General features: G+C 69.8%; 13 protein-coding genes. 7 read left to right on the top strand and 6 right to left on the bottom strand.

Annotated features, from left to right (window positions below; all coding sequences use genetic code 11):
• Positions 1-11 precede the first annotated feature (11 nt).
• The 7 genes from QZM72_RS17560 (at position 12) to QZM72_RS17530 (ending at position 7528) form a co-directional block, all read left to right on the top strand.
• Positions 12-968 carry a sugar kinase gene (locus tag QZM72_RS17560; RefSeq protein WP_301738750.1) on the top strand — a complete coding sequence of 319 codons (957 nt, stop codon included), beginning with the start codon at positions 12-14 and terminating at the stop codon, positions 966-968.
• Entirely contained in the window at positions 956-2320 is a 1365-nt protein-coding gene (locus tag QZM72_RS17555) for a D-tagatose-bisphosphate aldolase, class II, non-catalytic subunit (protein WP_301738749.1), read from the top strand. Before QZM72_RS17560 ends, QZM72_RS17555 begins: the two co-directional genes overlap by 13 nt.
• A gap of 71 nt (positions 2321-2391) precedes the next feature.
• Positions 2392-3717: a sugar ABC transporter substrate-binding protein gene (locus tag QZM72_RS17550; protein WP_301738747.1), complete on the top strand. Its 1326-nt coding sequence runs from the start codon at positions 2392-2394 to the stop codon at positions 3715-3717.
• Positions 3718-3836: 119 nt separating this feature from the next.
• Entirely contained in the window at positions 3837-4790 is a 954-nt protein-coding gene (locus QZM72_RS17545; protein WP_089468319.1) for a carbohydrate ABC transporter permease, read from the top strand.
• Entirely contained in the window at positions 4787-5638 is an 852-nt protein-coding gene (locus QZM72_RS17540; RefSeq protein ID WP_089468318.1) for a carbohydrate ABC transporter permease, read from the top strand. The genes QZM72_RS17545 and QZM72_RS17540 overlap by 4 nt, the downstream gene beginning before the upstream one ends.
• Complete coding sequence (locus QZM72_RS17535) at positions 5635-6363, top strand: HAD family phosphatase (RefSeq protein ID WP_301738746.1); 729 nt, start codon at positions 5635-5637, stop codon at positions 6361-6363. The genes QZM72_RS17540 and QZM72_RS17535 overlap by 4 nt, the downstream gene beginning before the upstream one ends.
• Before the next feature lie 55 nt (positions 6364-6418).
• On the top strand, positions 6419-7528 hold the full coding sequence (locus QZM72_RS17530; protein WP_301738745.1) for an ABC transporter ATP-binding protein: 1110 nt from the start codon (positions 6419-6421) through the stop codon (positions 7526-7528).
• A gap of 51 nt (positions 7529-7579) precedes the next feature.
• Here QZM72_RS17530 and QZM72_RS17525 read toward each other — a convergent pair whose 3' ends face one another.
• From QZM72_RS17525 to kynB, 6 genes are all read right to left on the bottom strand, one after another.
• Positions 7580-8536 (bottom strand): sugar-binding transcriptional regulator, encoded by a 957-nt coding sequence (locus QZM72_RS17525; RefSeq protein ID WP_034174431.1) that lies wholly within the window; start codon positions 8534-8536, stop codon positions 7580-7582.
• Between the two features lie 121 nt (positions 8537-8657).
• On the bottom strand, positions 8658-10139 hold the full coding sequence (xylB, locus tag QZM72_RS17520) for a xylulokinase (protein ID WP_301738744.1): 1482 nt from the start codon (positions 10137-10139) through the stop codon (positions 8658-8660).
• Between the two features lie 105 nt (positions 10140-10244).
• Positions 10245-11639, bottom strand: coding sequence for a D-arabinitol 4-dehydrogenase (gene dalD, locus QZM72_RS17515; protein WP_301738743.1), 1395 nt, complete (start codon positions 11637-11639; stop codon positions 10245-10247).
• Positions 11640-12065: 426 nt separating this feature from the next.
• The gene (gene kynA / locus QZM72_RS17510) at positions 12066-13001 is read right to left on the bottom strand and encodes a tryptophan 2,3-dioxygenase (protein ID WP_089468313.1); all 936 of its coding nucleotides are present in this window, start codon (positions 12999-13001) and stop codon (positions 12066-12068) included.
• A 90-nt stretch (positions 13002-13091) separates the two neighbouring features.
• A complete protein-coding gene (gene kynU / locus QZM72_RS17505) occupies positions 13092-14342 on the bottom strand; it encodes a kynureninase (protein WP_089468785.1) in 1251 nt (416 codons plus the stop codon).
• A 31-nt stretch (positions 14343-14373) separates the two neighbouring features.
• Positions 14374-15015, bottom strand: a complete 642-nt coding sequence (kynB, locus tag QZM72_RS17500; RefSeq protein ID WP_301738742.1) for an arylformamidase — start codon at positions 15013-15015, stop codon at positions 14374-14376.
• Positions 15016-15021 lie beyond the last annotated feature (6 nt).

The following is a 15021-nucleotide window of genomic DNA, read 5'->3' as shown; positions in this document are numbered from 1 at the left end:
GGGCTCGCCTGATGGCCGAGATCGTCGTCGCCGGCGAACTGCTGGCCGAATTCGTCGCCGCCGCGCGCGGCCAGGGTTTCGATACGCCCGGCCTGTTCGAAGGGCCGTTCCCGAGCGGCGCGCCGGCGATCTTCGCCGATCAGGCCGCGCGGCTCGGCGCACGCGTCGCGTATGCGGGCTGCGTCGGCCGCGACGCGTTCGGCGATGCGATCGTCGCGCGGCTCGAACGCGACGGCGTGGACGTGGCGCGCATCCGCCGCGTCGCGCGCCCGACCGGCACCGCGTTCGTCGCGTATCGCGACGACGGCTCGCGCAGCTTCGTCTTCACGCTGTCCACCAGTGCGGCCGCGTGCGTCGATGCGTCCGACGTCGACACCGCGATGTTCGACGGCTGCCGCTACTTCCACGTGATGGGTTCGTCGCTGACGAGCGAATCGGCGATCGCGGCCGTGCAGCGCGGCGTGATCGAGGCCGCGCGCGCGGGCGCCAAGGTGTCGTTCGATCCGAACGTGCGGCCCGAAATGCTGAGCTTTCGCCCGATGCGCGCGGCGCTCGACGAGATGCTCGCCGCGTGTCACCTGTTCCTGCCGAGCGAAGCCGACCTGCCGTTCTTTTGCGGGCCGCAGCCGGCCGAGCGCGCGATCGCGGGCCTGCTCGCGACGCATCCGCTGCTCGAGCGCGTCGTGCTCAAACGCGGCGCGCAAGGCAGCGTCGCGTTCGACCGCGCGAACCGGGTCGAAGCGCCGGCATTTCCGGTGGACGAAGTCGATCCGACCGGCGCCGGCGACTGCTTCGGCGGCACGCTGGTCGCGAGCCTCGTCGCCGGCGTGCTGATCGACGTCGCGCTGCGCCGCGCGAACGCGGCCGGCGCGATCGCGGTCACGCGGCGCGGCCCGATGGAAGGCAACAGCAGCGCGGCCGAGATCGACCGCTTCCTGACCGAACGAGGTATCGCATGTCCGGCCTGACGACCGTTGCCGAGCGCACGCGCACCGCGCACGCGGACACCGTGCTGCGGATGATCTTCGACGCGAACCGCGCGGACGCGCAGCGCGGCATCTATTCGATCTGCAGTGCGCACCGGCTCGTGCTGGAGGCCGCGTGCGAAGCCGCGCGCGCGGACGGCTCGCCGCTGTTGATCGAGGCGACCTGCAACCAGGTGAACCATCTCGGCGGCTATACGGGCATGACGCCCGCCGATTTCCGGCGCGACGTCGATGCGATCGCCGCGCGCTGCGGGCTCGCGCCGTCGGCGCTCGTGCTCGGCGGCGACCATCTCGGCCCGAACCCGTGGCGGCACCGCCGCGCGGCCGACGCGATGCGCGAAGCGGCCGCGATGGTCGCGGCCTACGTCGAAGCCGGTTTCGAAAAGATTCATCTCGATGCGAGCATGGCGTGCGCGGGCGATCCGGCGCGGCTCGACGATCGTACGATCGCCGCGCGCGCGGCCGAGCTGTGCCGCGTCGCGGAAGACGCGGCGGCGCGCGCCGGGATCGCGCCCGTCTACGTGATCGGCACCGAGGTGCCGACGCCGGGCGGCGAAGTGAGCGGCGAGGCCGGTAACGAAGCGAGCGGCGACGCGATCGCGCAGATCGCGGTCACGCGCAGCGAGAGCATCGCGGCGACGCTCGACGCGCACCGCCGCGCGTTCGCGGCGGCCGGGCTCGACGATGCGTGGACGCGCGTGGTCGCAATCGTCGCGCAGCCGGGCGTCGACTTCGACGATCGCCACGTGCTCGATTACGACAGCGCCAAGGCGGCGTCACTCGGCGCGAGTATCCTGCAGACACCGCGCCTCGTGTTCGAAGCGCATTCGACCGACTACCAGACCGAAGCCGCGCTTGCCGCGCTCGTGCGCGACCATTTCGCGGTGTTGAAGGTCGGCCCCGCGCTGACGTTCGCGCTGCGCGAGGCGCTGTTCGCGCTGACGTACATCGAGGACGCACTGATCGACGACGGCGCGCAGCGCTCGCGGTTGCGCGACGTCGTCGATGCGGCGATGCGCGAGCAGCCCGAACACTGGGCGCCGTACTACCGCGGCGACGAGACCGCGCAGCGGCTCGCGCGCCAGTTCAGCTACAGCGACCGCATCCGCTACTACTGGCTGCAACCGGCCGTCGCGGCCGCGGTCGAGCAGCTGTTCGACAACCTCGCGCGGCAGCCGGTGCCGGAAACGCTCGTCGCGCAGTGGCTGCCGGACGTCTACGCGGCGTGCCGCGCGGGCGGCCTCGCGAAGGAACCGCGCGCATGGGTGCGCCACCGGATACGCGACGTGATCGCGCACTATGCGCGCGCGTGCGGGATGCAGCGGCCGGCATGACGGGCCGCGAAGGAAGCGACGCAACACCACGCAGGACCGACGACATTTCGAACAATCACAGGAGACATGCCATGCAACGAAAGATGCTCGACGCCGCCGCACGCTGTTTCGCCGGAGCCGCGCTCGCGACGGCGGCCTGCGCGGCGTCCGCCGGCACGCTGACGATCGCGACGCTGAACAACCCCGACATGATCGAGTTGAAGAAGCTGTCGCCGGCGTTCGAGAAGGCGAACCCCGACATCAAGCTGAACTGGGTGATCCTCGAGGAGAACGTGCTGCGCCAGCGCGCGACGACCGACATCACGACCGGCAGCGGCCAGTTCGACGTGATGGCGATCGGCACCTATGAAACGCCGCAGTGGGGCAAGCGCGGCTGGCTCGCGCCGATCACCGGGCTGCCGGCCGATTACGACCTGAACGACATCGTGAAGACCGCGCGCGACAGCCTGTCGTACAACGGCCAGCTGTACGCGCTGCCGTTCTACGTGGAAAGCTCGATGACGTTCTACCGCAAGGACCTGTTCGCGGCGAAGGGGCTGAAGATGCCCGACCAGCCGACCTACGACCAGATCGCCGAATTCGCGGACAAGCTCACCGACAAGTCGAAGGGCACCTACGGGATCTGCCTGCGCGGCAAGGCCGGCTGGGGCGAGAACATGGCGTACGTGTCGACCGTCGTGAACACGTTCGGTGGGCGCTGGTTCGACGAGAAGTGGAACGCGCAGCTCACGTCGCCCGAATGGAAGAAGGCGATCACGTTCTACGTGAATCTGCTGAGGAAAGACGGCCCGCCGGGAGCGAGCTCGAACGGCTTCAACGAGAACCTGACGCTGACCGCATCCGGCAAGTGCGCGATGTGGATCGACGCGACGGTCGCGGCCGGGATGCTCTACAACAAGCAGCAGTCGCAGGTGGCCGACAAGATCGGCTTCGCGGCCGCGCCGGTCGCCGTGACGCCGAAGGGCTCGCACTGGCTGTGGGCGTGGGCGCTGGCCGTGCCGAAGACGTCGAAGCAGCAGGACGCCGCGCGCAAGTTCATCGCGTGGGCGACGTCGAAGCAGTACATCGAGATGGTCGGCAAGGACGAAGGCTGGGCGTCGGTGCCGCCGGGCACGCGCACGTCGACGTATCAGCGCGCCGAGTACAAGGCCGCCGCGCCGTTCTCGGACTTCGTGCTGAAGGCGATCGAGACGGCCGACCCGAACGATCCGTCGCTGAAGAAGGTGCCGTACACGGGCGTGCAGTACGTCGGGATTCCCGAGTTCCAGTCGTTCGGCACGGTGGTCGGCCAGTCGATCGCGGGCGCGGTCGCGGGCCAGATGACGGTCGACCAGGCGCTCGCCGCGGGCCAGGCCGCGGCCGACCGCGCGGTGCGGCAGGCCGGCTACAAGAAGTAACGCGCAAGCCGTCGCGCGGCCCGCGTCGTGCGCCGTGGCACACGGCGCGGGCCGGCGAGGCCGACAGGCGGGCAGGCCGTTCGCGTTCGCGCCCGCGCATCAACCGGAGGGACTCCGTCATGCGTCACCTGCGTCTTCCCCTGAGTCACGCTCACGCGCCGTCGGTCGGCGACGCGTCGTCGCCGCCCGGTGCGCCGCGCCGGGCGCGCGGCGGCGCGAGCTGGCTCGTGTCGCCGTCCGTCGCGGTGCTGCTGCTGTGGATGTCGATTCCGCTCGCGATGACGATCTGGTATTCGTTCTCGCGCTACAACCTGCTGAACCCGGACGTGAAGGGCTTCGCCGGGCTCGACAACTACCGCTTCCTCGCGACCGATCCGTCGTTCCTGCCCGCGATCTGGCACACGCTCGTGCTGATCGGCGCGGTGCTCGCGATCACCGTGATCGGCGGCGTGCTGATGGCCGTGCTGTTCGACCGCAAGTTCTACGGGCAGGGCGTCGCGCGCCTGCTCGCGATCGCGCCGTTTTTCGTGATGCCGACGGTCTCCGCGCTGATCTGGAAGAACATGATCCTGCATCCGGTGTACGGGCTCGTCGCGAACGCGATGCGCGCGCTCGGGATGACGCCGATCGACTGGTTCGCCGATTACCCGTTGACCGCGGTGATCATCATCGTCGCGTGGCAGTGGCTGCCGTTCGCGTTCCTGATCCTGTTCACCGCGATCCAGTCGCTCGATCAGGAACAGAAGGAAGCCGCGCGCATCGACGGCGCCGGCCCGATCGCGATGTTCTTCTACATCACGCTGCCGCACCTGAAGCGTGCGATCGCCGTGGTCGTGATGATGGAGACGATCTTCCTGCTGTCGATCTTCGCGGAAATCTACACGACGACCGGCGGCGGCCCCGGCGACGCGACGACCAACCTGTCGTACCTGATCTACGCGCTCGGCCTGCAGCAGTTCGACGTCGGCCTTGCGTCCGCGGGCGGGATCATCGCCGTCGTGGTCGCGAACGTCGTGTCGTTCTTCCTCGTGCGGATGCTCGCGCGCAACCTGAAGGGGGAGTACGAGAAATGAGCGACCTCACTTTGGAAAACCGGCGCATACCGGCCGTATTCGACCTCGTGCGGCGTGCGCTGCCCGGCACGCTCGCGTGGCTGATCGCGCTGTTGCTGTTCTTCCCGATCTTCTGGATGGCGATCACCGCGTTCAAGACCGAGCAGCAGGCGTACGCGTCGTCGCTGTTCTTCATGCCGACGCTCGACAGCTTCCGCGAGGTGTTCGCACGCAGCAACTACTTCGCGTTCGCGTGGAATTCGGTGCTGATCTCGGCCGGCGTCACCGTGATCTCGCTGCTGTTCGCGGTGCCGGCCGCGTACGCGATGGCGTTCTTCCCGAACCATCGCACGCAGAAGGTGCTGCTGTGGATGCTGTCGACGAAGATGATGCCGTCGGTCGGCGTGCTCGTGCCGATCTACCTGCTGTGGAAGAACGCGGGGCTGCTCGACACGGTGTCGGGGCTCGTGATCGTGTACACGCTGATCAACCTGCCGATCGCGGTGTGGATGACCTTCACGTATTTCAACGAGATCCCGAAGGACATCCTGGAGGCCGGGCGGATCGACGGCGCGTCGACGTGGCAGGAGATCGTCTACCTGCTGATGCCGATGGCGCTGCCGGGGCTCGCGTCCACCGCGCTGCTGCTCGTGATCCTGTCGTGGAACGAGGCATTCTGGAGCATCAACCTGTCGAGTTCGAACGCCGCGCCGCTGACCGTGTTCATCGCGTCGTACTCGAGCCCCGAAGGGCTGTTCTGGGCGAAGCTGTCCGCGGCGTCGCTGCTCGCGGTCGCGCCGATCCTGATCGTCGGCTGGCTGTCGCAGAAGCAGTTGGTGCGCGGGCTCACGTTCGGGGCGGTTAAATGAGCGGCGCAGGCAAAGGCGCGGCGAGCAAGGCTGTGGCCGGTCACGGCGTGAACGTGCTGATCTGCGATTGCGACGGCGTGCTGATCGACAGCGAGGCCGTCGCCGCCGACGTGATCGTGCGCGAACTCGACGCGCGCTGGCCGGGCGTCGATGCGCGGCCGGCCGTGATGCCGTTGCTCGGGCTGCGCATCGAGCGCGTGCTGGCCGGCGCGTCCGAGGCGGTGGGTCGGGCGCTGACGAACGACGACGTCGACGCGATCCGCCGCGCGGTCGAGGCGGCGGCCGTGAAGGCGCCGATGGTCGAAGGCATCGACGCGGCGCTGGCCGCGATCGACTTGACGACGGCCTGCGCGAGCAACAGCTATCGCGCGTACGTCGAAGCGGCGCTCGCGCGCACCGGCCTCGCGCGCTTCTTCGGCGACCGGCTGTTTTGCGCGGATTCGGTCGCGCGGCCGAAGCCGGCGCCGGACGTGTATCTGGCAGCCGCCCGCGCGCTCGGCGCGGTGCCCGCGCAATGCCTCGTGGTCGAGGACAGCGTGACGGGCATCACCGCCGCGGCCGCGGCCGGCATGACCGTGCTCGGCTTCATCGGCGGCGGGCATGCGTCGGCCGCCCAGATCGACGCGCTGCGCGGCATCGGCGCGCGTCACGTATTCGACGACATGCACGAGCTGCCCGGCTACGTCGCGCGCTGGCAGGCGACGGGCGAGGTGCTGCCGAACTAGCAACGATCCAGCGCTGCCGGCTTGGCGGCGCATCACGAACGAACGGAGACAGATCATGGCAAGCGTGCTCCTGCGCAACATCGCGAAGCGCTACGACGACACCGAAGTGCTGCACAACGTGAACCTCGACATCGCCGACGGCGAATTCGTCGTGTTCGTCGGCCCGAGCGGCTGCGGCAAATCCACGCTGATGCGGATGATCGCCGGCCTGGAAGATATTTCGAACGGCGACCTGCTGATCGACGGCGCGAAGGTCAACGACGTGCCGAGCGCGAAGCGCGGCATCGCGATGGTGTTCCAGTCGTATGCGCTGTACCCGCACATGACGCTGTACGACAACATGGCGTTCGGCCTGAAGCTCGCCGGCGCGAAGAAGCCCGAGATCGACCAGGCCGTGAAGCAGGCCGCGAAGATTCTGCACATCGATCACCTGCTCGACCGCAAGCCGAAGCAGCTGTCGGGCGGCCAGCGGCAGCGCGTCGCGATCGGCCGCGCGATCACGCGCAAGCCGAAGGTGTTTCTGTTCGACGAACCGCTGTCGAACCTCGACGCCGCGCTGCGCGTGAAGATGCGGCTGGAATTCGCGCGGCTGCACGACGAGCTGAAGACGACGATGATCTACGTGACGCACGACCAGGTCGAGGCGATGACGCTCGCCGACAAGATCGTCGTGCTGTCGGGCGGCGCGGTGCAGCAGGTCGGCACGCCGAACGCGCTGTATCACGCGCCGGCGAACCAGTTCGTCGCGGGCTTCATCGGCTCGCCGAAGATGAACTTCCTGAAGGGCACGGTCGAATCGGCCGATGCGGGCGGCGTGCTCGTGCGCTTCGACAGCGGCGAGACGCAACGTGTCGCGGTCGATGCGGCCGGGCTGCAGCGCGGCGCGGCGGTGACCGTCGGCGTGCGGCCCGAGCATCTGCTGGTCGATGCGGCGGCGCCGGGCGTCGTCGCGCGCACGATGGCCGTCGAGTCGCTGGGTGACGCCGCATATCTGTATGCTGAGTCGGCCGTCGCGCCGGACGGGTTGATCGCGCGGATTCCGCCGCTCGACACGTACCGCACCGGCGACACGCTGCGCGTGCATGCGCAGGCCGAGCACTGTCATCTGTTCGACGAAAACGGGCAGGCGTTTCGGCGGCTGAGCGTGCACGCGAAGGCGGCGTGACGCACGGCACGTGCGCGTGCGCGGCTCGAGCCGGCCCGTGCGACGGTGCCGTCAGGCCGCCTTCGCGGCCAGCGCGGCACGCGCGCACGCTTCGTCGGTGACGAGCCCCGACAGCCAGCCGCCGCGCAGCGCGGCAATCACCGCGTCGTGTTTCTTCGGGCCGCCTGCGAACGCGATCGTCGGCAGTTTCGGCGGCGTGGCGAGCGCGACGCTGGTCACGCGCGCGCTCGTCGACACGGTGATCTGCGTACCTTGCGCATCGATCGGCACGCCGAGCAATTCGGCCACCGCGCCGAGCGCGGTCATCTCGTCGCGCTCCTGTTCGGTGATGAAGCCGTCTTCGTAGAGCGGGCAGTGCGGGCCGATGTTGCCGATCCCGACGAACGCGACGTCGGCCTCGCCCGACAGCGCCTCGACGATCCGGTACAGCCGATGATTGCACCACTGCGCGCGCTCGGCGTCGCTGTCGGCGAACAGCGGCGCGGGCAGCAGGAAGTGCTTGCTGCCGGTTTTCTCGGAAATGTACTGCGCGACGTCGTAGCGGTTCGACGAACCGTCGGCCGCGATCGCGCCGACCATCGACACGAGCCGGTGCTGCGGCCGGTCGATCTGCGCGATCTGCGCGACCGCGGCCTTCAGCGTCCGGCCGCTGCTGACCGCGATCACCATCGGCCGCGTTTCGTTCAGGTAGCGCTCCATCACCTGCGCGCCGGCGACCGCGAGCTTGCGGTCGATCGCGTCGGGCGCATCGGCGTCGACCGGCACCACTTCGCACATCGCGAGGCCGTAGCGTTTCGACAGTTGCGCGCCGAGGTCGAGACAGTCGGCGAGCCGATGGTCGACGCGCACGCGGATCAGGTTCTTCTCGACCGCGAACGCGACGAGGCGCTGCGCGACGGGGCGCGACACCTGCAGCTTTTCGGCGATTTCGTTCTGCGTGTCGCCCGCGACGTAATAGAGCCACGCGGCGCGCGTGGCGAGATCGAGTTTTTCTGAGGACTTGGACACGATAGCGATTCGGTTCGGATGGGGGGCCGCTTCGCGGGCCGGCCGGCGGGCCGCATGACGGCATCCACTGTACCGCATGTCGCGCGGCCGGCCGGCGGCCCGGCCGCGCGACGGGGCGTGCCTACGCGAGCCGTGCGCGCGACGGTTCGTACAGCGGCCGCACGTGACGGTACAGCGTGCGGAACGCATCGAGGCGTTCGCGCAGCCGCGCATGGCGGGCGGCGTCCGGCGCGTATTCGGCGCGCACCGGCGGCTTGGTCAGCACCGTATGCGGATCGCCGCCGACGGCGAGCCAGCCGAGCCGTGCCGCGCCGAGCGCCGCGCCCGTTTCGCCGCCGCCGATCTGCTGCGTGCGCACGTTCAGCGCGTCCGCGATCAATTGCGCCCAGAACGCGCTGCGCGCACCGCCGCCGATCAGCGACAACTGGTCGGTTTCCACGCCGGCCGCGTGCAGCGCATCGAGGCCGTCGGCGAGGCCGAGCGTCACGCCTTCGAGCACCGCGTAGCCGAGGTGCGCGCGCTCGGTCGCGTGCGTCATCCCGAAGAACGCGCCCTGCGCGTACGGATCGTTGTGCGGCGTGCGTTCGCCGGACAGATAGGGCAGGAACAGCGGGGCCGCCGCGAGCGCGTCGGGGTCGAGCGCCTCGACTTCGGCGAGCAGCGCGGGCTCGTCGGTGCCGGTCAGCTTGCAGACCCAGCGCAGGCAGCTCGCGGCCGACAGCACGACGCTCATCAGTTGCCAGCGATCGGGAATCGCATGGCAGAACGCGTGCACGGCCGACGCGGGATTCGGCATGAAGCGGTCGCCGACCACGCTCAGCACGCCCGACGTGCCGAGCGACACGAAGCCGTCGCCCGCGTGGATCGCGCCGATGCCGAGCGCGCTCGTCGCGTTGTCGCCGCCGCCGCCTGCCACCGGCACGGCCTCCGACAGCCCCAGCTCGCGGGCGACGTCCGCGCGCAGCGTGCCGGACGGCGCGTTGCCTTCGACGATGCGCGGCATCTGCTCCCGCGTCATCCCGCACGCGGCGAGCAGCGCATCGGACCAGTCGCGGCGCGCGACGTCGAGCCACAGCGTGCCGGCCGCGTCCGACGGGTCGGACACTTTCGCGCCGGTCAGCCGGAACCGCAGGTAGTCCTTCGGCATCAGCACGCACGCGGTGGCCGCGAACACGTCGGGTTCGTGCTTCGCGACCCACAGCAGTTTCGGCGCGGTGAAGCCGGGCATCGCGAGGTTGCCGGCCAGCGCGTGGAGATCGGGCGCGCGTTCGGTCAGCAGCGCGCATTCGTCGGCGCTGCGCATGTCGTTCCACAGGATCGCGGGGCGCAGCACGCGGTCGTCGCGGCCGAGCAGCACCGCGCCGTGCATCTGGCCCGACAGGCCGATGCCGCGCACCTGTGCGAACGCGTGGGGATGCCGTTCGCGCAATGCCGCGAGCGCGGCGAGCGTGCCTCGCCACCAGTCGTCCGGATGCTGCTCCGCCCAGCGCGGGTGCGGGCGCGATACGGTAAACGGCGAGCCCGCGGTGCCGACCACCGTGCCGTCCGGGGCCAGCAGCAGCACCTTCACTTCCGAGGTGCCGAGGTCGATGCCGAGATACATGAGCAATCCGTTCGGTCGGTGAGGAGCCGCTACTTTAGCCGTGCCGCACGGCCTGTGCCAAGCGGGTTCGCCCGGCAGCGCGGCCGGGCGCCGGCGCGCGCGTCGTCAACGCGCGGCGAGCCACGCGTCGACGCGCGCGAGCCCGGCGCGCAGCGCCTCGAACAGCGCCGCGTTGCCGGCGAGCGAGCCCCACAGCGCGCGGCTCGCGCACAGTGCGACGACCGGATCGTCGGCGTCGACGATCGCGCGTGCGCTGCTTTCATCCATCACGCCGTCCTGGTACGCATACGGCAGCGTGCCTCGCGCCCAGCGTTCGAGAAAGCGCAGGAACAGCGCGGGCAGCACGGCGGTGGCGCCCGGTGCGGCGCCGCGCGCGAACGATTCGACGAGCGTCGGCGCGATGAAGCCGGGAATCTTCGAGAAGCCGTCGGCCGCGACGCGCTGGTTCGTGTCGAGCACGTACGGATTGCCGAAGCGCTCCAGCACGACGTCGCGGTAGCGCGCGAGATCGAGCGGGCTGGGGCTCAGGCACGGGATCACGTCCTGCGTCACGTAGTCGTGCGCGAAGCGGCGGATCGCCGCGTCGTGCGTGCCTTCGTGGATGTAGGTGTAGCCCGCGAGCGTGCCGGCCCACGCGATGCAGCTGTGCGTCGCGTTGAGGATGCGGATCTTCGCTTCCTCGTACGGATGCACGTCGTCGACGAGTTCCGCGCCGGCCAATTCCCAGCGCGGCCGGCCGGCCGCGAAGCGGTCCTCGATCACCCACTGGATGAACGATTCGCCCATCACCGGGCATGCGTCGTCGACGCCGGTGGCCGCGAGCACGCGCTCGCGCACGTCGGCGGTCGGGCGCGGCGTGATGCGGTCGACCATCGCGCTGGGCGTCGCGACGTGCGCATCGAACCACGCGAGGAGATCCGCTTCGCCGCGCCGTTCGAGGAATTCGCGCATTCCCGCGCGAAAGCGCGCGCCGTTGTTGCGCAGGTTGTCGCAGCTTTGCAGCGTGAGCGGGCCCGCGCCGCGCTTCACGCGTTCGGCGAGCAGCGCCGCGAGCGCGCCGTACAGCGTCGTGCGCGCGCCCTGCAGATCGGCGGCGAGATCGGCGTTCGCGACGTCGAGCCGGTTGTGTTCGTCGAGGTAGTAGCCGCCTTCGGTGACGGTGAACGACACGATCCGGCAGGCCGGATCGGCGCCCGCGTCGATCAGTGCGGCGAGGTCGATCGACCACGGCAGCACGCGGGCGATCGCGCGGATCGTCTCGTACGCGCGCTCGCCTTGCGGCGTGACGGTTTCGAGCGTGTACGCGCCGTGCTGCGCGGCGAGCGCGTCCATCGTCGCGCGCATGTCGTCGCGGATGTTGCCGACGGTCAGCGACCAGCGTTCGTCGGCCGGCACGGCCGCGTTCACGCGATGCAGATACCACGCCTGGTGCGCGCGGTGAAACGAGCCCGCGCCGATGTGCAGCAGCACGGGCGCGCGGGCGGAGGACGATTCGCTCATCCGGTGTCTCCTGTTCGTGCCTGTCTATCCTGTGGAATACGATCATTTGCTCTTTGTGTGAGCGAATGATCGTATTCGGGCGCGCGAAAGTCAAGGCGGCGAGACCGCATTTCGATGGTGCGCTGCGGCGGCGTGCGAGGCACGGCCGGCGAGGGAGACCTGATTGGAAAAGGGCGTCAGCGCGACGCGTTGTTCGAGCAGCTTGCCGGGCGGCCCCGGCAGAATCCCGTGGCGGCGCCGGGACGCGGTGGGCGTGCGCAGCGGATGGTGCGGCGCCGCAACGGCAGGACGCGGCGAACCGTTCCGGCGGCACGCTGCAAACGCGGCGATCTCGTTGGTGTCGGATCCGTGTTCGAACGCGCAGTCCCGCGCGAAGGAGAGGCACGCGCCCGCCCGTCGTCGTGACGGCGGGCGCGTGACGGTGCGTTACAGCGTGGTGCGCACGTGCCAGAGCTCGGGGAACAGCACGACGTCGAGCATCTTGCGCAGGTACGGCGCGCCGCTCGTGCCACCGGTGCCCTGCTTGAAGCCGATGATGCGTTCGACCGTCGTCACGTGACGGAAGCGCCACTGGCGGAACGCATCCTCGAGATCGACGAGTTCCTCGGCCATCTCGTACAGTTCCCAGTGCTGCTGCGGATGACGATAGACCTCGAGCCACGCGGCTTCGACCGTCTCGTCGTGCCGCATCGGCTGGGTCCAGTCGCGCTCGAGCCGCTCGGGCGCGATCGGGAACCCGCGCCGCGCGAGCAGGCGCACGACCTCGTCGTAGAACGACGGCGCCTCGAGCGTCGCGCGCACCTGTTCGAGGATGTCGGCCCGGTGCGCATGCGGCTGCAGCATCTGCGCGTTCTTGTTGCCGAGCAGGAATTCGAGCTGGCGATACTGGTACGACTGGAAGCCCGACGACTGGCCGAGATACGGCCGCATCGCCGAATACTCGGACGGCGTCATCGTCGACAGCACGTTCCACGCCTGCACCAGTTGCTCGAGGATGCGCGACACGCGCGCGAGCATCTTGAACGCGGGCGGCAGCGCGTCGGTGCGCACCGCGTCGAGCGCGCCGCGCAGCTCGAACAGCGCGAGCTTCATCCACAGCTCGCTCGTCTGATGCTGGATGATGAACAGCATCTCGTTGTGATCGGGCGACAGCGGATGCTGCGCATCGAGGATCGAATTCAGCGACAGGTAGTCGCCGTAGCTCATCGACTTCGAGAAATCGAGCTGCGCGTCGTGCCAGCCGGCTTGCGTGTCGGCCTCGCCCGGCACGTGCGGCGCGTCGTGCGCGGCTTGCGCCGGTTGGGCGGCGCGTGCGCCCGAGAACGGGCAGCCTGCCGGCGCGTCGCCGCCGGGCGGCTGCATATGACCAGAATTCACGACTATCTCCAGATTTGAATGACGAACGCGTGGCGCGTGCCGCGCATGCAGCCGAGGCGCGCCACGCAAAACCGGTCAGGTCACCGCGCCGCGTTCGGCGAACTCGGGCGCCTTCCACGCGTCGGTGGCGAGGATGTCGCGCAGCGTCTCGACCGCATCCCATACGTCGGCGAAGCGCGTATAGAGCGGCGTGAAGCCGAAGCGCAGCACGTACGGCTCGCGGTAGTCGCCGATCACGCCGCGCGCGATCAGCGCCTGCATCACTTCGTAGCCGTGCGGATGCTCGAAGCTCGCCTGCGAGCCGCGCTGGTGATGCGCGCGCGGCGTGACGAGCTTCAGCGACAGGCCCGCGCAGCGTTCCTCGACGAGCGCGATGAACGCGTCGGTCAGCGCGAGCGACTTGCGGCGGATCGTCTGCATGTCGGTCTGCAGGAACACGTCGAGCCCGCATTCGACCATCGACATCGACACGATCGGCTGCGTGCCGCACAGGAAGCGCGCGATGCCCGGGTCGGGCGCGAAGTCCGGCTGCATCGCGAACGGCGCGCGGTGGCCCCACCAGCCCGACAGCGGCTGCGAGAAATGCGCGAGATGGCGCTGCGGCACCCACACGAACGCGGGCGAGCCGGGGCCGCCGTTCAGGTACTTGTACGTGCAGCCGACCGCGCCGTCCGCGCGCGCGCCGTTCAGGTCGACCGGCACCGCGCCGGCCGAGTGCGCGAGATCCCACAGCATCAGCGCGCCCGCGTCGTGCACGAGCTGCGTGACGGCCGGCATGTCGTGCATGTAGCCGGTGCGGTAGTTCACGTGCGTGATCATCGCGACGGCCGTGTCCGCGCCGAGCGCGCCGGGCAGGTCGGCCGGATCGTCGATCAGGCGCAGTTCGTAGCCGCCGCCGAGCTGCTCGATCAGCCCCTGCGCGATGTACAGGTCGGTCGGGAAGTTCGAGCGTTCCGACACGATCACGCGGCGTTCGGGCGCGCGCTCGGCCTGGTGGCGCAGCATCGCGGACAGCAGCTTGAACAGGTTGATCGAGATGGTGTCGGTCACGACCGTTTCGCCGGGCGCGCCGCCGATCAGCGTCGCGAGCTTGTCGCCGAGCCGGCGCGGCAGCGCGAACCAGCCGGCCGTGTTCCAGCTGCGGATCAGGCCGTCGCCCCATTCGGCGCCGATCACCTGCTGCGCGCGGGCGGCCGACGCGCGCGGCTGCGCGCCGAGCGAGTTGCCGTCGAGATAGATCACGCCGTCGGGCAGCGAGAACTGGTCGCGCAGCGCGGCCAGCGGGTCGTCGCGGTCGAGCGCGAGCGCGTCTTCACGGGTCTTGATCATCATTGTGTGAGGTCGTAGGTCGGGGTAATCAGGCGGCGCGTGCGGGCAGTGCGCGCAGTACCGCGCGCACGGGGCTCGCGTCGAGCGTCGCGAATTTCAGCGGCAGCGCGATCAGTTCGTAGTCGCCGGGCGGCACGTCGTCGAGCACGATCCCTTCGAGGATCGCCATCCGGTGCGCCCGCACGCGGTGATGCGCATCCATCGTCTTCGATTCCTGCGGATCGAGCGACGGCGTATCGATGCCGATCAGCTTCACGCCGTGCGCGGCGAGCAGGTCGATGGTGTCGGGCGCGACCGCGCAGAAATCGCTGTCCCATTGCTCGACCGCGGCACGCGCATACGTGCGCAGCAGCACGCGCGGCGGCGCGCCGTCGAGCGCGGCTTCCACGTCGGCCGGCCGCACGACCGGCGACGCGCCGATGCAGTGGATCACGCGGCACGGGCCGAGATAGGTGTCGAGCGGCACCGCGCCGATCGGCGCGCCGTCGGCGTCGTAGTGCAGCGGCGCGTCGCAGTGCGCGCCCGTGTGCGGCGACAGCGTCAGGCGCGCGACGTTGACCGGCGAACCGGCTTCCATTCGCCACACGCGTTCGACCGAAACCGGCGTATCGCCCGGCCACACGGGGGTGGCGGGGCTGACCGGCGGCGAGATGTCCCAGAGTGTGTGCATGGCATG

The organism is Burkholderia sp. AU45388, assembly GCF_030481585.1.
GTDB classification, from domain to species: domain Bacteria; phylum Pseudomonadota; class Gammaproteobacteria; order Burkholderiales; family Burkholderiaceae; genus Burkholderia; species Burkholderia sola.
This window is presented reverse-complemented; position numbering and strand designations above follow the sequence as displayed.

Excerpts from the sequence above, each read along its gene's own strand:
- QZM72_RS17555 (WP_301738749.1), top strand. The coding sequence starts at position 956 with ATGTCCGGCCTGACGACCGTTGCCGAGCGCACGCGCACCGCGCACGCG.
- QZM72_RS17540 (WP_089468318.1), top strand. The coding sequence starts at position 4,787 with ATGAGCGACCTCACTTTGGAAAACCGGCGCATACCGGCCGTATTCGAC.
- kynB (WP_301738742.1), bottom strand. The coding sequence starts at position 15,015 with ATGCACACACTCTGGGACATCTCGCCGCCGGTCAGCCCCGCCACCCCC.
- QZM72_RS17530 (WP_301738745.1), top strand. The coding sequence starts at position 6,419 with ATGGCAAGCGTGCTCCTGCGCAACATCGCGAAGCGCTACGACGACACC.
- QZM72_RS17550 (WP_301738747.1), top strand. The coding sequence starts at position 2,392 with ATGCAACGAAAGATGCTCGACGCCGCCGCACGCTGTTTCGCCGGAGCC.
- QZM72_RS17535 (WP_301738746.1), top strand. The coding sequence starts at position 5,635 with ATGAGCGGCGCAGGCAAAGGCGCGGCGAGCAAGGCTGTGGCCGGTCAC.
- kynA (WP_089468313.1), bottom strand. The coding sequence starts at position 13,001 with ATGCAGCCGCCCGGCGGCGACGCGCCGGCAGGCTGCCCGTTCTCGGGC.
- dalD (WP_301738743.1), bottom strand. The coding sequence starts at position 11,639 with ATGAGCGAATCGTCCTCCGCCCGCGCGCCCGTGCTGCTGCACATCGGC.
- QZM72_RS17545 (WP_089468319.1), top strand. The coding sequence starts at position 3,837 with ATGCGTCACCTGCGTCTTCCCCTGAGTCACGCTCACGCGCCGTCGGTC.
- QZM72_RS17560 (WP_301738750.1), top strand. The coding sequence starts at position 12 with ATGGCCGAGATCGTCGTCGCCGGCGAACTGCTGGCCGAATTCGTCGCC.
- xylB (WP_301738744.1), bottom strand. The coding sequence starts at position 10,139 with ATGTATCTCGGCATCGACCTCGGCACCTCGGAAGTGAAGGTGCTGCTG.